This is a genomic window from Methylobacterium sp. WCS2018Hpa-22 (genome assembly GCF_031843785.1).
In the GTDB taxonomy this organism is placed as follows: domain Bacteria; phylum Pseudomonadota; class Alphaproteobacteria; order Rhizobiales; family Beijerinckiaceae; genus Methylobacterium.
The window spans coordinates 125162-150086 of sequence record NZ_JAVTJA010000002.1 but is presented as its reverse complement, the minus strand read 5'-3'; the positions used below and the strand labels follow the sequence as shown (position 1 = coordinate 150086).

Annotated in this window: 18 protein-coding genes and 1 other RNA gene; 14 read left to right on the top strand and 5 right to left on the bottom strand. The window is 66.0% G+C overall.

The genetic code is table 11. From position 1 onward, the window contains the following. Positions 1–23: 23 nt before the first annotated feature. Together metH and RQI43_RS03140 are read left to right on the top strand one after the other, a co-directional pair. Positions 24–3776 carry a methionine synthase gene (gene metH, locus RQI43_RS03145; protein WP_311274185.1) on the top strand — a complete coding sequence of 1251 codons (3753 nt, stop codon included), beginning with the start codon at positions 24–26 and terminating at the stop codon, positions 3774–3776. Positions 3777–3944: 168 nt separating this feature from the next. Continuing rightward, positions 3945–4376, top strand: coding sequence for a hypothetical protein (locus tag RQI43_RS03140; protein WP_056432068.1), 432 nt, complete (start codon positions 3945–3947; stop codon positions 4374–4376). A 21-nt stretch (positions 4377–4397) separates the two neighbouring features. Here RQI43_RS03140 and RQI43_RS03135 read toward each other — a convergent pair whose 3' ends face one another. Further along, positions 4398–4619, bottom strand: a complete 222-nt coding sequence (locus RQI43_RS03135; RefSeq protein ID WP_056432071.1) for a hypothetical protein — start codon at positions 4617–4619, stop codon at positions 4398–4400. A gap of 260 nt (positions 4620–4879) precedes the next feature. Here RQI43_RS03135 and fae point away from each other — a divergent pair, with 260 nt between their 5' ends. Then, entirely contained in the window at positions 4880–5419 is a 540-nt protein-coding gene (gene fae / locus RQI43_RS03130) for a formaldehyde-activating enzyme (RefSeq protein ID WP_311274184.1), read from the top strand. Between the two features lie 60 nt (positions 5420–5479). Here fae and RQI43_RS03125 read toward each other — a convergent pair whose 3' ends face one another. The 3 genes from RQI43_RS03125 to pepN all read right to left on the bottom strand — a co-directional run bounded on the left by RQI43_RS03125 (position 5480) and on the right by pepN (position 11162). Then, positions 5480–5926 (bottom strand): hypothetical protein, encoded by a 447-nt coding sequence (locus RQI43_RS03125; RefSeq protein WP_311274183.1) that lies wholly within the window; start codon positions 5924–5926, stop codon positions 5480–5482. Beyond that, positions 5923–8328: an ATP-binding protein gene (locus RQI43_RS03120; RefSeq protein WP_311274343.1), complete on the bottom strand. Its 2406-nt coding sequence runs from the start codon at positions 8326–8328 to the stop codon at positions 5923–5925. The genes RQI43_RS03125 and RQI43_RS03120 overlap by 4 nt, the downstream gene beginning before the upstream one ends. Before the next feature lie 191 nt (positions 8329–8519). Next, positions 8520–11162, bottom strand: coding sequence for an aminopeptidase N (gene pepN, locus RQI43_RS03115; protein WP_311274182.1), 2643 nt, complete (start codon positions 11160–11162; stop codon positions 8520–8522). 169 nt (positions 11163–11331) lie between these two features. Here pepN and RQI43_RS03110 point away from each other — a divergent pair, with 169 nt between their 5' ends. Next, on the top strand, positions 11332–11772 hold the full coding sequence (locus tag RQI43_RS03110) for a VOC family protein (protein ID WP_018045183.1): 441 nt from the start codon (positions 11332–11334) through the stop codon (positions 11770–11772). Positions 11773–11826: 54 nt separating this feature from the next. On the opposite strand, the gene RQI43_RS03105 is transcribed toward RQI43_RS03110, so the two are convergent. After that, positions 11827–12003: a hypothetical protein gene (locus RQI43_RS03105; RefSeq protein ID WP_200919194.1), complete on the bottom strand. Its 177-nt coding sequence runs from the start codon at positions 12001–12003 to the stop codon at positions 11827–11829. A gap of 168 nt (positions 12004–12171) precedes the next feature. Here RQI43_RS03105 and rnpB point away from each other — a divergent pair. The 10 genes from rnpB to RQI43_RS03055 all read left to right on the top strand — a co-directional run bounded on the left by rnpB (position 12172) and on the right by RQI43_RS03055 (position 24879). Continuing rightward, an RNA gene (rnpB, locus tag RQI43_RS03100) (RNase P RNA component class A) lies at positions 12172–12567 on the top strand. 428 nt (positions 12568–12995) lie between these two features. After that, a complete protein-coding gene (rsmH, locus tag RQI43_RS03095) occupies positions 12996–14060 on the top strand; it encodes a 16S rRNA (cytosine(1402)-N(4))-methyltransferase RsmH (protein WP_311274181.1) in 1065 nt (354 codons plus the stop codon). Then, a complete protein-coding gene (locus tag RQI43_RS03090; RefSeq protein ID WP_207410283.1) occupies positions 14057–14533 on the top strand; it encodes a hypothetical protein in 477 nt (158 codons plus the stop codon). The genes rsmH and RQI43_RS03090 overlap by 4 nt, the downstream gene beginning before the upstream one ends. 121 nt (positions 14534–14654) lie before the next feature. Continuing rightward, positions 14655–16370, top strand: coding sequence for a penicillin-binding protein 2 (locus tag RQI43_RS03085; RefSeq protein ID WP_210348164.1), 1716 nt, complete (start codon positions 14655–14657; stop codon positions 16368–16370). Further along, entirely contained in the window at positions 16367–17836 is a 1470-nt protein-coding gene (locus tag RQI43_RS03080; RefSeq protein WP_311274180.1) for a UDP-N-acetylmuramoyl-L-alanyl-D-glutamate--2,6-diaminopimelate ligase, read from the top strand. Before RQI43_RS03085 ends, RQI43_RS03080 begins: the two co-directional genes overlap by 4 nt. Positions 17837–18035: 199 nt before the next feature. Then, complete coding sequence (locus tag RQI43_RS03075) at positions 18036–19499, top strand: UDP-N-acetylmuramoylalanyl-D-glutamyl-2,6-diaminopimelate--D-alanyl-D-alanine ligase (protein ID WP_311274179.1); 1464 nt, start codon at positions 18036–18038, stop codon at positions 19497–19499. Between the two features lie 128 nt (positions 19500–19627). Continuing rightward, complete coding sequence (mraY, locus tag RQI43_RS03070; protein ID WP_056432110.1) at positions 19628–20710, top strand: phospho-N-acetylmuramoyl-pentapeptide-transferase; 1083 nt, start codon at positions 19628–19630, stop codon at positions 20708–20710. Between the two features lie 209 nt (positions 20711–20919). Beyond that, positions 20920–22278, top strand: a complete 1359-nt coding sequence (murD, locus tag RQI43_RS03065) for a UDP-N-acetylmuramoyl-L-alanine--D-glutamate ligase (RefSeq protein WP_311274178.1) — start codon at positions 20920–20922, stop codon at positions 22276–22278. A 106-nt stretch (positions 22279–22384) separates the two neighbouring features. Then, entirely contained in the window at positions 22385–23488 is a 1104-nt protein-coding gene (locus RQI43_RS03060; RefSeq protein ID WP_311274177.1) for an acyltransferase, read from the top strand. A gap of 227 nt (positions 23489–23715) precedes the next feature. Beyond that, complete coding sequence (locus tag RQI43_RS03055; RefSeq protein ID WP_246747710.1) at positions 23716–24879, top strand: O-antigen ligase; 1164 nt, start codon at positions 23716–23718, stop codon at positions 24877–24879. The last annotated feature ends 46 nt before the right edge of the window (positions 24880–24925 follow it).

The following is a 24925-nucleotide window of genomic DNA, read 5'->3' as shown; positions in this document are numbered from 1 at the left end:
TGCGACGGAACTTGAGAGACCCCATGACAGACCTCCGCCCCGTTGACGGAAAAGAGATCGAAACCGCCCTGCGCCAGCGGGCAGCGGAAAAAATCCTCGTCCTCGACGGGGCGATGGGCACCGTGATCCAGCGCCTCGGCTACGGCGAGGCGGATTTTCGCGGGGGGCGCTTCCTCGATCACGCGCACGACCAGAAGGGCAACAACGACCTTCTGATCCTGACGCAGCCCGACGCGATCCGGCAGATCCACCTCGACTATTTCCTGGCCGGGGCCGACGTTTGCGAAACCAACACCTTCTCGGGCACCACCATCGCCCAGGCCGATTACGGCATGGAATCGATCGTCCACGAGTTGAATGCGCAAGGCGCGCGCCTCGCCCGCGAGGCCGCCACACTGGCCGAGAAGCAGGATGGCCGCCGCCGCTTCGTGGCCGGCGCCATCGGCCCGACGAACCGCACCCTGTCGATCTCGCCGGACGTGAACAATCCCGGTTACCGGGCCGTGACCTTCGATGGGGTCAAGACCGCCTACATGGAGCAGGTGCGCGGCCTGATGGATGGCGGCGCCGAACTGATCCTGATCGAGACCATCTTTGACACGCTCAACGCCAAGGCGGCGGTCGCTGCCGCCTGGGCGGTGTTCGAGGAGCGCGGCATGGTCCTGCCGATCATGATCTCAGGCACGATCACAGATCTTTCCGGCCGCACCCTTTCGGGCCAGACCCCGGAGGCGTTCTGGAACGCGCTGCGGCATGCCAGCCCCCTCACCATCGGGCTGAATTGCGCGCTCGGCGCCAAGGAGATGCGCGGCCACATCTCGGAACTGTCGCGCATCGCCGACACCCTGGTCTGCGCCTATCCGAATGCGGGTCTTCCCAACGAATTCGGCCTCTATGACGAGAGCCCCGAAGCCATGGGCAGGCTGGTGGGTGAGTTCGCCACCGCCGGCCTCGTCAACATGGTCGGCGGCTGCTGCGGCACCACCCCGGATCATATCCGCGCCATCGCGCAGGCGGTGGAGGGCGTGAAGCCCCGCGCGATCCCGGAGGTGCCCCGCCTGATGCGCCTGTCGGGCCTCGAGCCCTTCACGCTGACGAAGGAGATCCCCTTCGTGAATGTTGGCGAGCGCACCAACGTCACCGGCTCGGCCAAATTCCGCAAGCTCATCACCGCCGGCGACTACGCGGCCGCCCTCGACGTGGCGCGCGATCAGGTGGCGGCGGGCGCCAGCATCATCGACATCAACATGGACGAGGGCCTGCTCGATTCCGAGAAGGCGATGGTCGAGTTCCTCAATCTCGTCGCCGCCGAGCCCGACATCGCCCGCGTGCCGGTGATGATCGATTCCTCGAAATTCCACGTCATCGAGGCTGGGCTCAAATGCGTCCAGGGCAAGGCGATCGTGAACTCGATCTCCATGAAGGAGGGCGTCGAGAAGTTCATCAGTGACGCCAAGGTGTGCCGCTCCTACGGCGCCGCCGTGGTGGTCATGGCCTTCGACGAGCAGGGCCAGGCCGATTCTTACGAGCGCAAGGTCGAGATCTGCACCAAGGCCTACAAGGTCCTGACCGAAGAGGTCGGTTTCCCGCCGGAAGACATCATCTTCGATCCGAACGTGTTTGCCGTCGCCACCGGCATCGAGGAGCATAACGGCTACGGTGTCGCCTTCATCGAGGCGACCAAGACCATCCGCGAGACTCTGCCCCACGCCCATATCTCGGGCGGCATCTCGAATCTCAGCTTCGCCTTCCGAGGCAACGAGCCCGTGCGCGAGGCGATGCATGCGGTGTTCCTGTACCATGCGATCCAGGTCGGCATGGATATGGGCATCGTGAATGCCGGCCAGCTGGCGATCTACGCCGAGCTTCCGGCCGAGCTGCGCGAGCTGTGCGAGGACGTCGTCCTCAACCGCCGCGACGATTCCACCGACCGGCTGCTCGATGCGGCCGCGCGCTTCAAGTCCGGCGGCGGCGTCCAGGCCAAGGCGGCCGATCTGTCCTGGCGCGAGGCTCCGGTGGCGAAGCGCATCGAGCATGCCCTGGTCAACGGGATCACCGAGTACATCCTCGTCGACACCGAAGAGGCGCGCCTCGGCGTCGAACGTCCGCTCCACGTCATCGAAGGCCCGCTGATGGCCGGCATGAACGTGGTCGGCGACCTGTTCGGCTCGGGCAAGATGTTCCTGCCGCAGGTGGTGAAGTCCGCCCGCGTGATGAAGCAGGCGGTGGCCTATCTCGAACCCTTCATGGAGGCCGAGAAGCTCGCCAATGGCGGCGACGGCAAGCGCCAGGCCGCCGGCAAGATCCTGATGGCGACGGTGAAGGGCGATGTCCACGACATCGGCAAGAACATCGTCGGCGTCGTGCTGGCCTGCAACAATTACGAGATCATCGATCTGGGCGTGATGGTGCCGGCGGCCAAGATCCTCGACGTGGCCAAGCGTGAGAATGTCGACATCGTCGGCCTGTCCGGCCTCATCACGCCCTCGCTGGACGAGATGGTTCACGTGGCGGCCGAAATGGAGCGCGAAGGGTTTTCGGTTCCCCTGCTCATCGGTGGCGCCACGACCAGCCGCGTCCACACGGCGGTGAAGATCCACCCCTCATACAATCGGGGCCAGACGGTCTACGTGACGGATGCGAGCCGTGCGGTCGGCGTGGTCTCGAGCCTGCTCTCGAAGGAGACGCGGGACACCACCATTGCCAACATCCAGGCCGAGTACCGCAAGGTGTCGGACGCGCATGCCCGCTCTGAGCTCGACAAGCAGCGCCTGCCACTCGCCAAAGCTCGCGCCAACCCGTTCAAGATCGACTGGTCGGGTTACCGTCCAACGAAGCCGAGCTTCACCGGCGTGCGGGTCTATTCCTCCTACGAGGTCGCCGACCTCGTGCCGTATATCGACTGGACGCCGTTCCTGCAGACCTACGAGTTCAAGGGCCGCTACCCGGCGATCTTCGAGGACCCGAACCAGGGTCCCGCCGCCAAGGCCCTGTTCGACGACGCGCAGGAGATGCTGAAGCAGATCGTCGACGAGCGCTGGTTCAACCCGAAGGCGATCATCGGCTTCTGGCCGGCAAATTCGGTGGGCGACGACATCGCGCTCTATACCGGCGAGAGCCGCTCCGAAAAACTTGCGACCTTCCACGGTCTGCGCCAGCAATTGTCGAAGCGCGACGGGCGCGCCAATACCTGCCTGTCCGATTTCGTAGCGCCGAAGGAGACGGGCATCGGCGATTACGTCGGCGGATTCGTGGTCACGGCCGGCCTGGAAGAGGTGCGGATCGCCGAGCGCTTCGAGCGGGCCAATGACGATTACCGTTCGATCCTGGTCAAGGCGCTCGCCGACCGCATCGCCGAGGCGCTGGCCGAGCGCATGCACGAACGTGTGCGCAAGGAGTTCTGGGGCTATGCCGCCGACGAGACCTTCGGCCCCGAAGATCTCGTGCGCGAGGAATATGCCGGTATCCGCCCGGCACCCGGCTATCCCTCGCAGCCCGACCATACCGAGAAGGTCACCCTGTTCGACCTGCTCAAGGCCGAGTCGCGCATCGGCGTGAAGCTCACCGAGAGCTATGCCATGTGGCCCGGCTCGTCGGTCTCCGGCCTCTACATCGCCCACCCGGAAGCGCATTACTTCGGCGTCGCCAAGGTGGAGCGCGATCAGGTGGAGGATTATGCGCTTCGCAAGGGCATGGACCTGCGCGAGGTGGAGCGCTGGCTCGGCCCCATCCTCAACTACGACCCGGCCCGCTACCTCGCGGCGGCCGCCGAATGACGCCGGATCTCGGTGAGCCTGACCGATGCGGCAGGCTCACCGAGGCGTGGCATAAGCCGCGCGATCTGGTGGAATGGTGCTTTGTGTGTCCGGCGGAGGCTTGACCGTGGTCTCCGTCGCGCTTCAATGCGATCCCTTGATCGATGGCTTGAGCGGAGCGCGACGACGTTGAACCGGACCACCGGAATTCTGGCCGTCGCGGTCACGCTCGCTTTGGGAGTCTCCGGCTGCACCGGTTTCTCCTATCTGTCGAAGAACTACGCCGCTGTGGGCGTCCAGATCGTCACGATCGGCTGCAAGGACCCGTATTCCGTCTACGACCAGCGCCGCGTGAACAAGATGCTCGTCGTCTCCGATGGATTGCGGGAGATCACGGGGTGCGGCATCGACGAGCGCTATGACGGGCAGGGCGGCCCGGCGGAGACCCGCGCCAAGCGCCTGCGCGAGGCGGCCCGCACCTTCCTCGACGAGACCGCCCGAGAGAATTGCAAGATCACTGGGGAAGCCGTCTTCTCCGACCTGCAGACGGAGTTCTCCTATATCTGCAAGCCGACGCCGGAAGAGCGCGGCCTGAAGGTGCCGAGACTTCCCGGTCGCTGAGGGAAGCGCTGGTCCGGCGCCCTAATCGCCGTTCGTGGAGGACGGGCGCGGGAACGTCCGTTCCGCCGCATCCCCCGATGCCGCGAGCAGGGCACGGGCGAGGTCGCGGGCCTCGCGCCGGTCGAGGGCCAGAATGGCCGTGAAGGGCGCCCCGGACAGGTCCGCGAGGCCGAGTTCGAGCCGCACACCGTCCGGCAATGCGGCGACGGCGAGACTCCAGTCCCGTTCCTGCTGCCTGTTCATGCGCCTGTCTCCCGTTCGGTTCGCCACGGCATCGGACGGGCGATGGGACGCGACCGAGCGAAGAACTCCGATGCCGCGATGCCTGGAACCGCGCATGGAATGACCGATTGCGGCACTCAGGGCCAGAGCGGAAGCGCCGCCCGCGAAACTCTCTCGGCCGAGGAATATTGACGGGCGACGGCGGAACGGTGTTTCTCCGCCCGCGAAACGGCCGGATCGCCGGCCCGGCAGGCAATGCCCAGGAACAAGGAAACGCCGACATGTCCGAGATCTGGTTCCGCACCGGAGAGGCCACCGTCCTCGCCGCCGATGGCCAGTACACCGACGCGATGCCGGAGGTGCTGATCGGCTCCACCCGTGGCCCGGTGGGCCAGGCCTTCGCCGGCATGATGGGGCAGGTCCAGGGACATACCCGCATGTTCGTGGTGCGCGACCTGAACCAGCTCGTGCGCCCCTCGACGATGATGACCACCAAGGCGACGATCCACACCGTGGAATACGTCAACCTCCTGGGCGGCGTGGTTCAGGCCGCCACGGGTGACGCCATCGTCGATTGCGTGATCGAGGGCATCCTGCCGAAGGACGGACTCGACGACCTGTGCATGATCATCATGATCTGGCTCGACCCGCGCTGCGCCGAGGACGCCAATCTCGACCAGAAGGACCTCTACCGCACCAATTACGAGGCGACGAAGCTCGCCATCGCCCGCGCCATCAAGGGCGAGCCGACCATCGACGAGCTCATCGCCAACCGCAAGACGGTGAAGCACTACGCGCTCGAGGGCATCGTCGAGTACTGAGAGACCGGGGGTGGGGGGATGCACTGGCGTCCTTCCACCCGCCGCTGCATCTCGTCTCCGTCAGCCCGGCGGGATGCGGCCGACCGAGCACAGGGTGCGGATCGAGCCCGATGGATCGGTGTAGCAGTTCGCCGACCACCCGTTCTGCTGGATGAACGACTTGCGCCGCTCGCGGAGCGACGTCTCGTAGGCCTTGCCGATGGCGCTTTGAACCGCACCGGCGTTCTCACCGGTCGCCGCCGCACCGGCAATCGCCAGATCCTGGAAATAGACCGCCGAGGGTGTCGGATCGCCGGAGGCCGCCTGGACGATGGGCTCGGACCTGCAGGTCAGGTCGATCTTCGTGCCGTTCGGGATCTTGAGATCGATGCTCGGCCCTTGCCGCCTCCCGACCTTCGCGCCGATCTCGGAAGCGATCCTCGCCGCCAGTCCGTCACACTCATCCGCATGGGCTGGGACCGCCACGGACAGGGTGATGGCCGCTGCGAGATAAACCGGCCGCATCACGCTGGAACGGCCGTCGGATTCCGCATCTGCGCCCCGCCCGATCCGGCTCCACCGCGCGGTCGGGCGCCCGACGCCTCGCGCAGGGAATCCACGGTTTCGTCGGAACCGGGGGCAACGAGATCACGTCGCCGTTCCGCCGTCGGCATCGGCATGCAGACCAGGATGATCGTGCCGAGACCCTCCTCGGACCGGATGCGCAGCGAGCCTCCATGAAGCTCTGCCATGGAGCGGGCGATGGCGAGCCCCAGGCCGGAGCCCTTATGGGTCCGGGTGAGGTTCGTCTCCACCTGCTGAAACGGCGAGCCGAGACGGCGAAGAGCGGCTTTCGGGATGCCGATCCCGTTATCTTCGATGAAGATGTGGACCCGGTCGCCGGCCGGCCGCGCCTTGACGATGATGCGCCCGTCTCCGCCCGGCGTGAACTTCACCGCGTTCTGGATGAGGTTCAGGAGGATTTGATGCAGCGCGCGGCCATCCGCCAGCAGGGTCAGGTCGTCTGAGACGTCGACGTCGATGCTGAGTGATTTCGCCCGGGCCGACTCGGCCACCAGCTTCAATGCGCCCTGGACGGCGGTGTCGAGGGGGACTTCCCGAAGCGCGAGGCGGACGCTGTGCGATTCGATGCGCGACATGTTGAGGATGTCGTCGATGACCGAGAGCAGGTAGTCGCCGCTGGAGCGGATATCCCGGCAATATTCCGTGTAACGGGGCGATCCCAGCGTTCCGTAGACTCCGCTTTCCATCAACTCCGCGAAGCCCATGATGGCGTTGAGCGGCGTGCGCAGCTCATGGCTCATGGTGGCGAGGAACTCGGATTTCGCCTGGTTGGCGGTTTCGGCTTGGGCCTTCTGGTCGAGGTAGCGTTCGGCGAGGTCCGCGAGCTGCTGGGTCTGCAGTTCGAGGGTCCGGCGCGAGCGCTTGAGGTCCTTGACCGTCTCGATCAGTTCGCGCTCGGAGGCGACGAGCTGCTCCTGCTGGCGCTTGAGGTTGGTGATGTCGGTGCCGACCGAGACGTAGCCGCCGTCCTTGGTCCGCCGCTCGCTGATCTGGAGCCAGCGGCCGTCGGTGAGCTCCGCCTCGAAGGTGCGGGCGGTCGCCGACGAAACCTCGATCTCCCGGAGTTCGCGGCGTACCGGCGGCAGGACGCCCCGGCCCATGATCTCATGGTAGCGCTTGCCCGGAGTCGCATCGTCGGGACTCAGAGCGTGGAGGTGGCGGAATTTCGAATTGCACAGGACGAGGCGGTTGCTCGTGTCCCACAGGACGAAGGCTTCCGAGATCGCCTCCACCGCGTCGCGCAGGCGCATGTCGGCGGTGGCGTTGGACTCGGCGAGCTGACGCTGTTCGGTGACGTCGAGTGCGATGCCGACCAGGTGCCGGCCGCCATCGACCTGATCGGGGACGACCTCGGCGCGGGTGCGCAGCCAGATCCAGCCGCCATTGGCGCTGCGCATGCGGAATTCGTGATCGACGGTGGACTGGCTCGCAGCCAACTGGCGGGCCAGGGCGTAGAGGTCCCCGTCATCGGGATGGACCAGGGCGTTGACGTCGCCGAAGGACAGGAACTCGCGCTCCCGGCGATAACCGAGCAGGGCGTACATCGAATCCGACCAGTAGATCCGGCCGCGCGGAATATCCCAGTCCCACAATCCGCACCGACCGCGACCGAGCGCCGTGTCGAGCCGCTGCTTGATCTGCTCGCACAGCCTGTCGACCGCATAGGCCCGCTGGGTCTGTAGCGCGTAGGCGATGCCGATCCCGACGATCACGAGGGCGGCAGCCGCGTAGAGGACCGCCTGATGCCGCATCCGCGTGGCCCAGGCATCGAGAATGGGGGCGATCGGCTGGATCACCGCAACCTGGCCGCGACCTTTGGGAAGCGTCCGGAGGGCCGCGAAGGCCTGTTCGCCATTGGCGAGGGTCAGCGCCATCACGCCGGCGCGTTCGCCCAGCGTGCTCAGGGCCTGCATCTCTCCGAGGCGGTCCGCGATGGTCCCGCTCAGGTCCGTCAGGGCCGGGTGGGCGCCAAGAAGCGTTTCAGAGGACGAGGCCACCAGGATCTGGCGGCCCGACGGCATCAGCGAGGCGGGGAGCAGAGTCTCCAGGCGCGACCGGATCGCGGGCGGCGTCGCTTCCGCGTCCGACATGGCGGCCGTGACGAGCCGCGTGAAGGTCTCCATGTCCGTGACCGCATCGCGCAGGATCTCACTGCGCTCGCCGCGCAATTGAAGCGCTGCGCCGGCCGCCAGACAGACGAGAAAGGTGGCGAGGAAGGCGGGCACCGCATAGCGAAGCCAGATCTCGGCACGGACGAACCGGGTATGGGCCGCAGTCTGAGGGCGGTGAATACCGAGAATCGTATCCGCACGTGCGGAGAGGGAAGCGGAATCCGCCTCCAGCATGACAAGCCCCCGCAGCTGCTGGTGAGTCGTTCGGGGCATGTCGGTGAGTCACGCTCCGAATCGTATTCAATTCAGCATTTCCACAGCCAACTTGTCCACGAAATTCTTGGCCGTCCGCTTGACTCCTGGCGCAGTGTGGCAATCAGATTCAGAGAATCGATGGATCGAATTTAACCTTATTTTCGAGTGCGTTAACCATCACCGAGGGTCCGGGCCAGAATATCGGCCACATCACGGGAAAGCCCTGTCCCGGAGGCAATTTCTCCAAGCGTGGCCTTGGCTTGGCTACGCCGCACCGGCTCCCACATTCGCCACGAACCGAACGCGGTCAAAAGCCGCGCTGCGAGCTGGGGATTCGTCCGATCAGTCGTCTGAACCGCGTCCGCAAGCAGTCTGAAGCCCGCTCCATCGGGTCGGGCGAACTGCGTCGGGTTCGCCATGGCAAAGCTCCCGATCAGTGAGCGTACGCGATTTGGATTGGTGATCGCGAAAGCCGGATGCCGCTGCAGCCTCTCGATTCGCTCGATCGTGCCGTCTTCCGGGATCATCGCCTGGATGGCGAACCACTTGTCGAGAACCAGTGGTTCGTCGGGATAGCGGAGGCCGAAGGCGTGGAGCGCGGTTTCTCTGGCCGTTCCCGGGATCGAGGCCAGGACCGAGAGTGCCGCCAGTCGGTCGGTCATGTTGGTGGTGTCAGCGAGTTCGGCAGTGGCGAGCTCGACGCCTCGCTCCCCGTTCGAAGAGGCAATCAGGTCCAGGGCGGCGTTGCGCAGGGCCCGGCGACCCACCGAGACCGCATCGGGGTCGAATGGCGCGTCCGCCCCGTCCGCCATGGCGGCGCGAAGGGTCTCCAGGCGCGGACCGAGTCCTCGTCCGATCTGGCGCCGCAGGATCTTTCGGGCCCGATGGATCGCATCGGGATCGACATCGGAGCCCAGATCGCCGGCGACGTCGCCTTCGCTCGGGATGCCGAGGACGAGGGCTGCGAAGGCAGGATCGCTTGAGGCCTCGTCGTCCAGGAAGGTAGCAAGCGCCTCGATGAAGGCTTGCGCGGCGGGGTCCGTCTCCTCCGTGAGCGATGCGTTGGCTCTCGTCCGTTCGACGATCAGGCGCAGGGCGATGTTCTGCGCAGCCTGCCACCGATTGAAAGCGTCGGTGTCATGGGCGAGGAGCGTCAGGCGGTCGGCATCGCTCGATGCCATGTCGATGCGAACCGGGGCGGAAAAGCCTCGGAACAAGGACGGGACCGGCCTCTCGGCGACGTCTGTGAAGACGATCTCGTCCGATGTACGGTCAAGGACGAAGACGCCCTCGCTGACGCGTTCGCAGGAAGCAGCGATCGGGCCGCGCTCGCCTACGAGGCCGAGGGCGATGGGGATGACGAGGGGCGGGATGCCTTCGGCGCTTGCCAGGCGCTGGCTAAAGCGCAGGCGATAGGTCCGTGCGGCAGCATCGTAATCTCCTTCGACGCTGACCGTTGGTGTTCCCGGACGCTCGTACCATCTCGCGAAAGCCGACAGGTCGTGCCCGGTCTCAGTGGCGAAGGCAGCGAGGAAATCCTCCACCGTGGCGGCTCGTCCGTCGTTCTCGACGAAATAGCGGTCCATCCCCGCGCGAAAGACATGGGGGCCGATCAGCGTGCGCAGCATCCGCACGATCTCGGCACCCTTTTCGTAGACCGTTGCCGTGTAGAAATTGTTGATCTCGGCATAGGCCCGGGGCCGGACCGGATGGGCCAGCGGCCCGGCATCCTCCGGGAACTGGCGGGCGCGCAGCGTCCTGACCTCGCCGATGCGATGGACCGCGCGCGAGCGCATGTCGGACGAGAATTCCTGGTCACGGAAGACCGTGAGGCCCTCTTTCAGGCAGAGTTGGAACCAGTCGCGGCAGGTGACGCGGTTGCCCGACCAATTATGGAAATACTCGTGGGCGATGATCCGCTCGATCGCCGCGTAATCGGCATCGGTGGCGGTGTCGGGCGAGGCGAGGACGTATTTGTCGTTGAAAATGTTGAGGCCCTTGTTCTCCATGGCGCCCATGTTGAAATCGGACACCGCCACGACGTTGAAGACGTCGAGATCGTAGGCGCGGCCGAACGCCTCCTCGTCCCAGGTCATCGAGCGGGCGATGGCGTCGAGGGCATAGGCGGCCCGGTCCGATTTACCCGGCTCCACGTAGACGGCGAGGGAAACGGGGCGGCCATCCATCGTGGTGAACGCGCGAGTCACCCGGTCGAGGCGGCCGCCGACGAGGGCGAAGAGATAAGCGGGCTTCGGGTGCGGATCGTGCCAGATCGCATAATGGCGGCCCGGGCCGGCAGGCCCGGCTTCCGTCAGGTTGCCGTTGCCGAGAAGGACGGGCGCTTCGTCGGCATCGGCCTCGATCCGCGTCGTATAGACCGACATCACGTCGGGCCGGTCGAGGAAGTAGGTGATCCGGCGGAAGCCGTCGGCCTCGCACTGGGTGCAGTAGACGCCGCTCGACCGGTATAGGCCCATGAGCTTGGTGTTGGCGGTCGGGTCGATCCGCGTCTCGATCGCCAGCGTGAAGGGCTTTCGCGGCGGCTCATGCACCGTCAGCGCCGAGGCGGTGGCGGAATAGGCCGCCGGATCGAGGATTTCGCCGTCGAGCGACAGCCGCGTCAGCGTGAGATCATCACCGTCCAGCACCAGGGGCGCGTTCGGGCGTCCGTCCGGGTTCGGGCGCAGGGCCAGGGTCGCGACGATCCGCGTCTCACGGGGATGGAGCCGAGCGTCGAGTGCCACCGTGTCGATGAGGTGGTCGCTCGGCCGGTAATCATCGAGACGGATCAGGGTCGGGCTTTCGGTGCGCATGCGGTTGGTCCTGATCGGGAGCGAGGACTAAGAACGGCTCCGCGTCGTCGGCCCGCTCGGCTTCCACCCTCAAGGTATGAGAGGGGGCGGGAGCGTCGGGGGCATCGCGGCGTTGACGCCCGGCATAGCCGGGCCACATAGGCGGCATCAACCGGAGACGACCCAGCCCATGGAATACCTGCACACGATGGTCCGCGTGGCGGATCTCGACAAGGCGCTCGCCTTTTACGTGGACACGTTCGGCCTGCGCGAAACCCGCCGCGTGGAGAACGAGAAGGGTCGATTCACCCTCGTCTTCCTCGCCGCCCCCGGGGATTACGACACGGCCCTGGAGACGAAGGCGCCCCAGGTGGAGCTCACCTACAACTGGGATCCGGAGACCTATTCCGGCGGGCGCAATTTCGGTCACCTCGCCTATCAGGTGGACGACATCTACGCCTTCTGCGCGCGCCTGCAGGACAAGGGCGTGACCATCAACCGGCCGCCGCGCGACGGCTACATGGCCTTCGTGAAGTCGCCGGACGGGATCTCCATCGAGATCCTGCAGAAGGGCGAGGCCAAGGCGCCGCAGGAGCCGTGGGCCTCCATGGAGAATACCGGCTCCTGGTAGGACGGCGAGATCGCGGGGCGCGTCATCGCGCGCCCCGCGATCTCGGTTCTAGATCTATGCGCCGCCCGCTTCGCTGGCCGGCGTGATGCCGAGTTCGGCGAGCTTGGCCGAGACGGCTTCGATCGGCCGCTTGAGCTTCAGGCTGATGATGGAGACCGGTACGCGCTCGCGCGCCAGCGTCCGGAGTTCGGATACGTTTTCGAGCGTCCAGGCCGAATCGCTCGCTGCCATGGTCACCTCCTCACGTTGGCGGGCCGCCGCGACGGGCGTGGCCCTATTCGATGAGCTAGGGCCACGTGGATCGTCGAGCAAGCCGCCGAACAAAATCCCGCCATGGCACCCGGATGGGCATCCGGCTCCTTGACCTCGGGAGCGATGGCGGCGCACATCCGCGCCGGATCAGTCGGCCGGGCGGCCGCTCCGGTGCGAACCGGGGAGGAAAGTCCGGGCTCCATGGAGAGACGGTGCCGGATAACGTCCGGCGGGGGCGACCCCAGGGACAGTGCCACAGAGAGCAGACCGCCCTGCTTCATGCAGGGTAAGGGTGAAAGGGTGCGGTAAGAGCGCACCGCGGACGCGGCAACGCGGACGGTACGGCAAACCCCACCGGGAGCAAAACCGAATAGGGGCGACACGCCTTCTCCCGAAAGGGACGGGGCAGGCCCTCTCTCCAGGCTCGTCGCCCGGGTTGGTTGCTCGAGGCGTTCGGTAACGAACGTCCCAGAGGAATGGCCGCCACGTCCGGAAGTTCGCTTCCGGGCCCTACAGAACCCGGCTTAAAGGCCGGCTGATCCTCTTTCCGCCGGCATCGGCTAGCGCTTGGCGAGCTCTCTCACACCCGACGAATACGCTGCATAAAACCGACGAAACTTACCGTCGGTTAACCTTGCTGAGGTCTGATCGGACTCGGCGGCTCACATGCGGGTCCGCGCGTTGACGGTGCTCAGAGGCTCATGTTACCCGGAATCACTTCGTCAGCGGCGATTTTGGGAACGGCGGACGCGCAGGGCGCTCGCCGGGGGCGAAGTGCGGGCCGCGTCCGCGACGTCTCCTCTTTCTTTGCCGTTCCGTCTCCTCCGGCCGCCTCGAAGCGGTCGATGCCCGCCGCAGGGACGCATGCGTCACATCCCATCTTCCGCCGCCGCCTGGCGTCCCCGACTCGTTCCAGCCCGGTGCGGATCTCCGCGATCGGTTCCGTTCCGAGCCGCCGGTCGGGTTTCGGCATGACGCTCACTCATGCCGCCGCCGCCGGCGCGGTTACCGCTGCGCCGCACATTCCGGTGCTAATCGCCGAAGTGGTGGCATCGCTCGCACTTCCGGGCACATCCCTTGTTGTCGACGGAACCTTCGGTGCAGGCGGCTACACCCGCGCGATGCTGCAAGCCGATCCAGGGATCCGCGTGCTCGCGATCGACCGCGATCCCACTGCCATCGCAAGTGGCGCCGGCCTCGTGGCAGCTTCCGAAGGGCGTTTGACCCTCGTGCCCGGCCGGTTCGGCACGCTTGATACGCTTGTCAGGGAACAAGGCATCGAATCTGCCGACGCCGTCGTCCTCGATATCGGCGTCTCCTCGATGCAGATCGACCAGGCCGACCGCGGCTTCTCGTTCCGCAACGATGGGCCCTTGGACATGCGCATGGAGCGCGCCGGCCAGAGCGCCGCCGACCTCGTCAATGGCGCCGAGGAGGCGACGCTGGCCGACATCATCTACCATTACGGCGAGGAGCGCCGCTCGCGGGCGGTGGCCCGCGCCATCATCGAGGCCAGGCGGAAAAGCCCGATCGAGACCACGGCGGCGCTCGCCGAGATCGTGTCGAGCGTGGTCTGGGCGGATCCCGCCAGCGGAATCCATCCGGCCACCCGGACGTTCCAGGGGCTGCGCATCGCCGTGAACGACGAATTGGGCGAACTCGTCCAGGCGCTCCATGCCGCCGAGCGAATCCTCCGGCCGGGTGGACGCCTTGCCGTGGTCACCTTCCATTCCCTGGAAGACCGTATCGTCAAACAGTTCTTCTCCGCGCGCAGCGGTCGAGCGGCCCAGGCCTCCCGTCATCTGCCAAGCGCCGATGCGCCGACCCCGCGCAGCTTCACCATGGTGACGAAGGGCCCGGTGACGGCCTCCGACTCCGAGGTTCATGCCAATCCCCGCTCGCGCTCGGCCAAGCTCCGGGCGGCGGAGCGGACCATGGCGCCGGCCGCGCCGCCGCTGGCGGCCATCGAAGCGCTGGCGGCTCTTCCCGCCCAGCGCGGTCACCTCGTCTCGAAGAGCGGTGGAGTGCGTCGGTGATCCGTCTCCTGAACGTCGTCGCCATTCTCGGACTGATCGGCTCGGCGATTTACGCCTACTCGATCAAGTACGACACGCTGTACCAGGCCGGTCAGGTCTCGAAGGCCAAGAGCCAGCTCCACAAAGAGCGGCAGGCAATCGCGGTGCTCCGGGCCGAGTGGCAGCTCCTGACCCGGCCAGACCGCCTTCAGGCCGCCGTCGAGCGTCATCTTGCCCTGGAGCCCATCGGCGTGAATCATCTCGGCCGTCTCTCCGACCTGCCGATGCGCCCAGACCGCGGTGACGAGATCGGTCGCCTGCTGGCCGCCACCGCAACGCCCAAGGAAAAATCTTCGGCGAAGACTGCCGATGAGCCGAGGACGACCGGGTCGATCACCACGCGCACGACCACCACCAAGCCGACTGTGACCGCGTCGACGATCAAGACGACCACCGTCCAAACCACCAGAACGCCCAATACGGTTTCGAGGTAGTCCCGTGTCAGACGAGACCGTTCACGATCACACGCTCCACGCCGCCGACGAGGCCGGTGATGCTCTTCCGCAGGAAGGCGCTCCGCAGCCCGTGGCCGCCACGCGCCCGCCTTGGACGCCGATGGGCTTGGTGCGGGCGATGTTCCACCTCGCTATCGAGCGGTCCTATGCTCGCGTCGGCCTCGTCGGCCTCGGTTTCGCGCTGGTGTTCCTGACCATCGCCGGCCGATTGGTGGCGATGGCGGCCTTCCCTCAGGCCGATAACGGAGACAACCGCGTCGCCGCCGCGGCCACCACGGCGATCCGCCCCGACATTGTCGACCGCAACGGTGAGATCCTGGCCACCGACATCCGCACCGTGTCGGTCTTCGCCGAGCCGAAGAACATCTACGACAAGGACGAGGCGGTCGAGCTTCTGACCGCCGTCCTACCCGAGCTCAACGCCACCGATCTGCGTGCCAAGCTCTCGACGAAGAAGGGCTTCGTCTGGGTCAAGCGTGAGATCACCCCGAAGCAGCAGCTCGAAGTGCATCGCCTCGGCATTCCCGGCGTCGGATTCCTTCCCGATCACAAGCGCGTCTACCCCAACGGCACTGCGGCGGCCCATATTCTGGGTGTGACCAACCTCGACAATATCGGCATCGCCGGTATCGAGAAGTACATCGACAATACCGGCCTGAAGGACCTGAACAGCCTCGGCTTCGTCGCCAAGGCCACCGACCTCCGCCCTGTCCAGCTCTCCATCGACCTGCGGGCGCAGTTCGCCCTGCGCGACGAACTGGCCTGGGGCGTCGATCACTTCAAGGCCAAGGCCGCGGCAGGCCTGATCCTCGACGTGACCACCGGAGAGGTGATTGCACTCGCCTCCCTGCCGGATTTCGACCCGAACAACCCGGCCGAGGCCAACAATCCCGACCGGATCAACCGGATGAATGTCGGCGTCTACGAGATGGGCTCGACCTTCAAGGCGATGACCCTCGCCATGGCGCTCGATTCCGGCAAGTACAACGTCAACTCGACCTTCGATACGCGCGGCGGCGTGCTGACCTGGGGCCGGCAGAAGATCCACGAATATCACGGTACCAACCGCACCATCACCATGCCGGAGGTGTTCACGCACTCCTCCAACATCGGCTCGGCCAAGATGGCGCTCGGCATCGGCGTGCCAGGTCACAGGGCCTTCTTGAAGAAGATGGGCCTCACCGACCGGATGCGGACGGAGTTGCCCGAAAGCGCCGAGCCCATCGTTCCCTCGCGCTGGACAGAAATCAACACCATCACCATCGCGTTCGGTCACGGCCTCGCGGTCGCGCCGCTCCAGGCGGCGGCGGCGGTGGGCGCGATCACGAACGGCGGTAACCTGATCGTGCCGACCTTCCTCAAGACGACGGAAGCCGAGGCGCTGAAGAAGGCGACCCGCGTGCTCAAGCCCGAGACCAGCGAGGCGATGCGCTTCATCATGCGCCTCAACGCGGTGGAAGGCTCGGCCAAGAAGGCGTCGATCCCGCTCTACTATGTCGGCGGCAAGACCGGCACGGCGGAGAAGGTCATCCACGGCCGCTACGTCAAGAACCGCCTGTTCACGACCTTCATGGCAGCCGCGCCCATGAACAACCCGAAATACCTGTTCGTCACCATCATGGACGAGCCGCAGGGCCTGCCGGAATCCGGCGGCTACGCCACCGCCGCCTGGAATTCGGGCGTCGTGACCGGCCGGGTGATCGAGCGCGTCGCCCCGATCATCGGCCTGCCGCCGCAATTCGATCCGCCGGTGAAGCCATTCCCCCTGATGGTGAAGCTCGGCGCCTATCACGCGACGATGCTCGACCCGCGATGAGCGACATGAATCTCGGTTCGCTGTTCCCGGACCTCGATGTCGGGCCGGCCTCCAGCGCGATCGTGACGGGCATCACGGCCGATAGCCGCCGGGTCGTTCCCGGTGGCGTCTTCGTGGCGGTGCCCGGCACGCGGGTGGACGGCAAGGTCTTCGCCGCCAAGGCTTTCGCAGACGGCGCCGTCGCCATCCTGGGCGAGGGCGATCGGCCCGCCGGCCTGCCGGCTGAGGCTCTCTGGATCCCCGTTCCCGACGTGCGCCGAGCATTGGCCCTCGCTGCCGCTCGCTTTTCCCTCCGCCAGCCCGAAACCGTGATCGCCGTGACCGGTACCAGCGGCAAAAGCTCGGTGGCCGATTTCGTCCGCCAGATCCTGTCGCGTCTCTCCCTTCCTTCTGCCAGCCTCGGCACGGTAGGGGTCGTCACCGATCGGGGCGCCGAATACGGCTCGCTGACGACGCCCGACCCGGTCTCGCTGCACGAGATCCTGGCGCGGCTGGCCGATGACGGCATCACGCATCTGTCCATGGAAGCGTCTTCGCACGGGATCGAGCAGCGCCGACTCGATGGCGTGAGGCTCGCCGTCGCCGGTTTCACCAATCTCGGGCGCGACCACCTCGATTACCACCCCACCATCGAAGACTATCTCCAGGCCAAGTTGCGGTTGTTCACGACGTTGCTGCCTGCCGGCAGGCCCGCCGTGATCAATGCGGACGGCCCCTATTCCGAGCGCGTCATCGAGGTGGCGCGGGAAGCCGGGCACGACATCCTGACCACCGGCCGGACAGGCGAGACGATCCGTCTTCTGGATGCCCGCACCGAGGGGTTCTCCCAGGCCCTCACCATCCGCCTGCACGGTGAAGCTGCGACCCGTCGCGTTGCGCTTCCCCTCGTGGGCGGCTTCCAGGTGGAGAACGCGCTCCTCGCCGCCGGCCTCGTCGGCGCCGCCATCGGCCGCGACCGCATGGCGGACATTCTCGCCACCCTCGAACACCTCACCGGCGTGCCCGGCCGCATGGAACGGATCGGCGAGGTCAACGGCGCCCTCTGCCTCGTGGATTACGCCCACAAGCCCGAAGCCCTGGAGAGCGTGCTCGATGCGCTCCGCCCCTTCGCGACAGGTCGCCTGACTTGCGTATTCGGCTGCGGCGGCGACCGCGACACCGGCAAGCGCCCGCTCATGGGCGCCATCGCGGCGCGGAAAGCCGACCTCGTCATCGTCACCGACGACAACCCACGCAGCGAAGACCCGGCCTCGATCCGCGCTGCCATTCTCGCCGCTTCTCCCGGTGCCACCGAGATCGGCGACCGGGCCGAGGCGATCCAGACCGCCGTGCGCGGGCTCCGGGCCGGCGACGTCCTAGTTGTGGCCGGCAAGGGTCATGAAACCGGCCAGATCGTGGGCACACAGGTGCTCCCGTTCTCGGATCACGAGGTGATCCGGTCAGCGATCGCGGAGGTGGGGGCGTGAGATCGAGTCAGGGTGAAACGCTGTCTTCAGCGCGTCTCTCCCTCCCCCCTTTGCGGGGGAGGGTGCCTGCGGAGCAGGCGGGAGAGGGGACGACCTCTCCGGAACTGGCGCTCCCCTCTCCCGACCCGCTTCGCGGGCCACCCTCCCCCGCAGAGGGGGGAGGGTACGCGCGCGGTCGCCCCATGCATGAGTCCGCCCGATGACGACGCCCCTCTGGACCCCCGAGGCCCTGGAAGCCCCTACCGGCGGCACCTTGCGCGGCAACCCGAAGCCGATCACCGGCGCTTCCATCGATACGCGGACGCTGCAGCCGGGCGACCTGTTCTTCGCCATTCGCGGTGAGGCGCGGGACGGTCACGACTTCGTTCGCGATGCCCTGGCGCGTGGTGCCGGGGCGGCCGTGGTCGCGGCTGACCGGGCCGAGGAATTCGCCGGGGCAGGGGGCCTTCTCGCGGTATCGGGGACGAGCGAGGACCCGATCCTCGACGCCATGCGGGCTCTGGGCCAGGCCTCGCGCGCCCGCAGCCAGGCCGGCATCGTCGCCGTCACCGGCTCGGTGGGCAAGACCGGCACGAAAGAGGCTCTGCTTCACGTCCTCTCGGCTCAGGGCGAGACCCATGCCTCCATCGCCTCCTACAACAACCATTGGGGCGTGCCCCTGACTTTGGCGCGGATGCCGGCCGAGAGCCGTTACGGCGTGTTCGAGATCGGTATGAACCATCCGGGCGAGATCGTGCCGTTGACCGCCATGGTCCGGCCCGACATCGCGCTGATCACCACGGTCGAGCCGGTGCATATCGAGCACTTCGCCTCGCTCTCGGCCATCGCCGATGCCAAGGGTGAGATCTTTTCCGGGTTGAGTACGGGCGGGACCGCCATCATCAACCGCGACAATCCGAGTTATCCGCGTCTGCTCGCCCATGCGCATGCCTCGAAGGCGGGGCGGGTCGTCACGTTCGGTGAGCACGAGGAGGCGGATGTCCGCGCCCTTCGCATCGTCATGCGGCCCGATCTCTCGGTGGTGGACGCGGTGGTGATGGGCGTCCCCGTCACCTACCAGCTCGGCACGCCGGGCCGGCACGTGGCGATGAACTCCCTCGGCGTCATGGCGGTGGTCCATGCTCTCGGGGCCGATCTCGCCCGCGCTGCCCTGTCGCTCGCCGCGCTGAAACCGCCGGTAGGGCGTGGCGAGCGCACGGCCTTGCGGCTCAAGGAGGGCGAGGCCTTCCTGGTGGACGAGAGTTACAACGCCAACCCGGCCTCGGTACGGGCGGCTCTGGCCACCTTGTCGGGAATCGAGACGGGGCCGCGCGGGCGCCGCATCGCGGTCCTAGGCGACATGCTCGAACTCGGCGCTTCGGCCGAAGATCACCACCGCGCGCTCGCCTCCGCCGTGGAAGCGGGCGGGATCGACCTCGTCTTCACCGCCGGCCCGATGATGCGGCATCTGTTCGAGGCGCTGCCGGTGAGCCGGCGCGGCGTCTCGGCGGGCGTTTCGTCGGATCTGGTCGATCCGCTCATCGGCGCCCTCCGCGCCGGAGACGCCGTCATGGTGAAGGGGTCGAACAGCATCCGCATGGGTCACATTGTCGAAGCTCTCAAAGCCCGCTACGCGGACGCGGTGGACCGCGCCGAGTCGGCGCAGGCCGCGATCCGCCAATAGACCTCCGTGTCAGGCCCGGCCTCGCACCGGGTTCGCCCGCCAGCCGGGTGCACGGCGGGGATGGAAAGGCGCGCGGCCTCCTCCAACCCCGATGATCCATTCTCAGACAAACCGCGACCGGGTGTCGGATGCTGTATCTCCTGTCGGACCTGAGCGGCACGCTCTCGCCCCTCAACGTCTTCCGCTACATCACCTTCCGCACCGGCGGCGCGCTGTTCACGGCGGGCCTGTTCGTGTTCTGGTTCGGGCCACTCATCATCTCGCTGCTGCGCCTGCGCCAGGGCAAGGGTCAGCCGATCCGCGAGGACGGTCCGCAGACTCATCTGACCAAGCGCGGCACGCCGACCATGGGCGGGCTGATGATCCTGGCCGGCGCCATCGTGGCGATCCTGCTCTGGGCCAACCCGCGCAATCACTTCGTTTGGGTAACCCTCGCGGTGACCCTGGGCTTTGGTGCCATCGGCTTCTACGACGATTACCTCAAGGTGACGAAGCAGTCGCATAAGGGGTTCTCTGGCAAATTCCGGCTCCTGCTCGAAGCCGCCATCGCCATCTCGGCCTGCACCCTGATCTCGTATTATTCGGCGCCCGCGCTCCAGAACCAGCTCGCCTTCCCGGTCTTCAAGGATGCCTTGCTGAATCTCGGCTGGTTCTACGTGCTGTTCGCCGGCTTCGTCATCGTCGGTGCCGGAAACGCCGTGAACATCACCGACGGCCTCGACGGCCTCGCGATCGTGCCGGTGATGATCGCCTGTGGAACCTTCGGGGTCATCGCCTATCTGGTCGGCAACGTCTTCACCGCCGGATACCTCCAGGTGAACTACGTCCGCGACACCGGCGAACTCGCGGTCGTCTGTGGTGCAGTCATCGGGGCGGGGCTCGGCTTCCTGTGGTTCAACGCCCCCCCGGCGCAGATCTTCATGGGCGATACCGGCTCGCTCGCCCTCGGCGGCCTGCTCGGCACCGTAGCGGTCGCCACCAAGCACGAGATCGTCCTCGCCATCGTCGGCGGCCTGTTCGTCTTGGAGATCATGTCGGTGATCATCCAGGTCGCCTCGTTCAAGCTCACCGGCAAGCGCGTTTTCCGCATGGCGCCGATCCACCACCATTTCGAGCAGAAAGGGTGGAAGGAGCCGCAGGTCGTCATCCGGTTCTGGATCATCGCCGTGATCCTGGCGCTCGCCGGCCTCGCGACGCTGAAGCTGCGCTGAGCGTCGTATGACGGTTCGTCACAACTGGTCTTCCTCCCGCCGATCCACCTCGTCCTGAGGCGCCGCAGCGGAGCGGAGGCCTCGAAGGAGCCCTCCACTTCGTGCATTGGGCTCTGAAGGCCTCCTTCGAGGCCCGCTCGCGCGGGCACCTCAGGATGAGGTAGAGGGAGGGGGACAGAGATCAGAGCATTGGCGAGTTCGAGACCCGCATGACCCCCGCCACTACCTTCGCCGGCCGCACGGTCGCCCTGTTCGGCCTCGGCGGCTCCGGCCTCGCCACGGCGGTCTCGCTCCAGGCCGGGGGCGCCCGCGTCGTCGCCTGGGACGACAGTACCGAGAGCCAGGCAAAGGCGCGAGAACAGGGCGTCACCGTTGCGGATCTGCGCAGCGCAGACTGGTCGGGTTTTGCCGCCTTGATCCTGGCGCCCGGCGTACCGCTGACCCATCCCGTACCCCATTGGAGCGTCGGTCTCGCCGAGGCCACCGGGATAGAAATTATCGGCGATGTCGAGCTGTTCTGCCGCGAGCGGGCCAAGATCGCCCCCGATGCACCTTTCGTCGCCATCACCGGCACGAACGGCAAGTCGACCACCACGGCGCTGATCGCTCATATCCTGGCCAAAGCGGGCCGTGACGTGCAGATGGGCGGGAATATCGGCACCGCGATCCTGTCACTGGAGGCACCGGCGCCGGGGCGCTGTCACGTCATCGAACTGTCGTCGTTCCAGATCGACCTGACGCCGTCGCTGGCTCCGAGCATCGGCGTGCTCCTCAACATCACGCCCGACCATCTCGACCGCCACGGCACGATGGAGAATTACGCGGCGATCAAGGCGCGCCTCATCAATGGCTCCGCCCTTGCGGTGGTCGGGGTCGACGACGAGCCGAGCCGCGCCATCGCCGACCGGCATAGGGGGGCGCTCGTGCGGATCGGCGTCGCGGTGCAGGACGTGGATGGGCTGACCGTCCGCGACGGGATCGTGGCCGGGCGCTCCGCGGAGGCCATCGCGGATGTCTCCGGCATCGGCTCGCTCCGGGGCGCCCATAACTGGCAGAACGCCGCCGTCGCCATCGCCGTCGTCCAGGCCCTTGGTGTGACCGGCGACGAAATCGTTTCCGCATTGAAGACTTTTCCCGGCCTGCCGCACCGGATGGAGCAGGTCGGCCGTCGCGAGCGGGTGCTCTTCGTCAACGATTCCAAGGCGACTAACGCGGATTCTACCGAGAAGGCTCTCACCGCCTTCCGCGATATTCATTGGATCCTCGGTGGCAAGCCGAAAGAGGGTGGTATCGACCTGCTAGAGCCTCTGTTCGACCGCGTCGCCCACGCCTACCTCATCGGCGCAGCGAGCGAAGCCTTCGCCAAAACGCTGGAGGGCAGGGTGCCCTATACGAGCTGCGGCACCCTGGATGTGGCGACGAAGGAGGCGGCGGAGGCTGCTGCCCGGTCTGAGGCGCCGGAGCCGGTGGTCCTCCTCTCGCCGGCTTGTGCCTCCTACGACCAGTTCAAGAGTTTCGAAGATCGGGGCGACCAGTTCCGCGCGCTCGTGCGGGGGCTGATCGGGTAATCCGACGCCGGACCCCGTTTTCCGCGACTGGCTTTATCGGGATTTAACCGGCCCGGACTCATCATTCGCTGCGACCGGCATCATGCCGCTGGCGAGGCCGCGCCCTGTGAAACAGATCGTTTCCGTTCAGATTCTGCGAGGACTGGCGGCATTCATGGTCGTTTTCGGCCATGCCCAGCATCACACCTTCGTGCAGACGTTGAAGCTCGGCGGTTCGTTCGAGCGTGTTCATCTGTTACCTTGGCGTGCTGGTGTCGATATCTTCTTCGTCATCTCCGGTTTCATCATGGTCTACGCGTCCGAAGATCTATTTGGACGAAAGGGTGCATCGGTCGAGTTTTTGGCGCGGCGTGTGGCGCGGATCGTCCCGCTCTATTGGATGTTCACGGCCTTCTACACCCTGTTTCTCGTGATCGCGCTCGTGGGCACGACTAAGGACTTTCCAGGCTGGCCGAACATCGTCGCATCCTTTGCCTTCTGGCCAGCCTATGCCACGGGGCATGAGGCTCCAATGCCCGTCTTCGAACTCGGATGGACGCTGAATTACGAGATGTTTTTCTATGCCGTCTTCGCGGTCTTCATCGGCTTGCGACGCAGTCTGACGGTGATCGCTGTGGCGGCCCTGCTCGGTGGACTCGTTCTTATGGGATTCGTCCTGCAGCCGAGTGCCGCCGCCCCGTTCTTCTGGACCCGCCCGATCGTTCTCGAATTTGTCTTCGGCATGGGGATCGCTCTGCTCCTCCGCCATGGTGTGGTTTTATCGGGACTGATCCGGGGAGCCTTTCTCGTCAGCGGGGTCGCCATCCTGATAGCCGACCCGATCGACTCGTCGCATCAGGCCATCGATTGGACGACGCCCAACGACGCCTGGCGCGTCCTCGGCTGGGGACTCCCCGCAGCTTTGATCGTCTGCGCAGCCGTCCTCGGCCGTCAGGGGCAGCCTTCCCGTCTCTCCAAGCTCGGGGTCCATCTGGGCGACGCATCGTATGCGCTCTATCTGAGCCATCCTTTCGTGATCGTCGGGATCCGCAAGGCCATGCAATGGGCAGGCTTCGATGAAACGACTAGGGCTTGGCCGACGCTCGCCTTCACGGTCGTATCCTGCTGTGTCTTTGCCGTGTTCGTGCACCGGTTCGTAGAACGGCCGGTGACCCGCTTCATCCAGGGAATCCTGGTCCGCCCCCGGCCTCCCAGGATAGCGACAGCCTGACGCTTGGGCGACGGTCCTCAGCATGCGAGGGACGCAACGCCACCTGCTTAAGCCTTCGCTGACGGGACTGCTTCATGCTGAGGCCGGGCGCTTATCCTGAGGCGGGTTGGACGGGTGAAATGGCGGCAGGCGGGAGATGGAGTGCAGAAGAGGTTGGCGTCACTCTGACGTCGGCTGATTCTCGCCGTGTCTCTTCGGGGCCGCTGCATACCCTCGGTCACGCCTTGTTGGCGCTGGTCATCTTCTTCACGTGCTTCACCTTCATGAAGCCGTCGCCCTATGATTTTCTGGCATTGCCGACGATCGCGTTGTGGTTCCTGCTGGGGATCAGGTTCTATCGTTCGACGATCGTCATCGTAGCGCTTCTGCTGATCTATCTGGTGGCGATCGTCATCGCGCTGATCCCCTATCTCGACGAGAGCAATTCGGTCGATTGGACCTATCAGGCCGTCTATCTCGGGTTGACCGGGATCTTCTTCGTGATGTTCTTCTCGGACGAGACGTCCGACAGGGTCGGTTTCGTCCTCAAGGCTTACCTCGCGGGAGCCCTCTTCGCCGCGATCTGCGGCATCTTCAGCTATTTCGACGTGCTCGGCGAAGACGTGCTGTTCAAGATGGACGGACGCGCCTCGGGCGTGTTCCAGGACCCCAATCTGCTCGGATCCTTCCTGATCCTGTCGGTGCTGTATCTCATCCGCAGGATGCTGGTGGGGGAGACGCGAGAGATGTTCCTGTCGGCAATGGCGCTGCTCGTCCTGCTGGCCTGCGTCTTCCTCTCGTTCTCGCGCGGATCCTGGGGAGCGTGCCTCCTCGGCATCTGCCTGACGATCGGCCTCACATGGGCAACCTCTCCGTCGCGGGCCGTCCGGCGGCGCATCGCCCGGTTGTCGGCCCTCACCGTCCTCGTCGGCGCGCTCCTGATCGGCGGCCTCCTGTCGATGGAGGGTGTCTCCGAGCGGTTCACCGATCGGGCGCAGGTCACGAAGGATTACGACGAAGGCGAGACCGGACGGTTCGGCAACCAGCGCCGCGGCATCCCGATGCTCATCGATCGCCCCCTCGGTTTCGGGCCGCTGAGATGGCGCGTGGTCTTCGATCTAGAGCCGCACAATTCTTATATCGGCAGTTTCGCGAATGGCGGGTGGCTCGGCGGTTTCGCTTTCGTCTCCATCGTCCTGACATCGATCTTCGTCGGGTTTCGCCTGTGCCTCAAACCGTCGCCCTATCAGGGGCTCGCCCAGATCGTGTTTCCGGCCCTTCTGATGTTCTTCCTCCAGGCATTTCAGATCGATATCGAGAAGTGGCGTCACCTCTATATGATGCTTGGAATGGTATGGGGGCTCGAGGCGGCCCGCGTTCGCTGGCTGTCTCAACAGCGATCGACCATCTGAAGTCTCACGCTGGGTCCATTGCCGTGGCAGCGAAGTCTCGCCGGCG

Excerpts from the sequence above, each read along its gene's own strand:
- metH (WP_311274185.1), top strand. The coding sequence starts at position 24 with ATGACAGACCTCCGCCCCGTTGACGGAAAAGAGATCGAAACCGCCCTG.
- RQI43_RS03135 (WP_056432071.1), bottom strand. The coding sequence starts at position 4,619 with ATGAACAGGCAGCAGGAACGGGACTGGAGTCTCGCCGTCGCCGCATTG.
- fae (WP_311274184.1), top strand. The coding sequence starts at position 4,880 with ATGTCCGAGATCTGGTTCCGCACCGGAGAGGCCACCGTCCTCGCCGCC.
- RQI43_RS03120 (WP_311274343.1), bottom strand. The coding sequence starts at position 8,328 with ATGCTGGAGGCGGATTCCGCTTCCCTCTCCGCACGTGCGGATACGATT.
- pepN (WP_311274182.1), bottom strand. The coding sequence starts at position 11,162 with ATGCGCACCGAAAGCCCGACCCTGATCCGTCTCGATGATTACCGGCCG.
- RQI43_RS03110 (WP_018045183.1), top strand. The coding sequence starts at position 11,332 with ATGGAATACCTGCACACGATGGTCCGCGTGGCGGATCTCGACAAGGCG.
- RQI43_RS03105 (WP_200919194.1), bottom strand. The coding sequence starts at position 12,003 with ATGGCAGCGAGCGATTCGGCCTGGACGCTCGAAAACGTATCCGAACTC.
- rsmH (WP_311274181.1), top strand. The coding sequence starts at position 12,996 with ATGACGCTCACTCATGCCGCCGCCGCCGGCGCGGTTACCGCTGCGCCG.
- RQI43_RS03085 (WP_210348164.1), top strand. The coding sequence starts at position 14,655 with ATGGGCTTGGTGCGGGCGATGTTCCACCTCGCTATCGAGCGGTCCTAT.
- RQI43_RS03080 (WP_311274180.1), top strand. The coding sequence starts at position 16,367 with ATGAGCGACATGAATCTCGGTTCGCTGTTCCCGGACCTCGATGTCGGG.
- RQI43_RS03075 (WP_311274179.1), top strand. The coding sequence starts at position 18,036 with ATGACGACGCCCCTCTGGACCCCCGAGGCCCTGGAAGCCCCTACCGGC.
- mraY (WP_056432110.1), top strand. The coding sequence starts at position 19,628 with ATGCTGTATCTCCTGTCGGACCTGAGCGGCACGCTCTCGCCCCTCAAC.
- murD (WP_311274178.1), top strand. The coding sequence starts at position 20,920 with ATGACCCCCGCCACTACCTTCGCCGGCCGCACGGTCGCCCTGTTCGGC.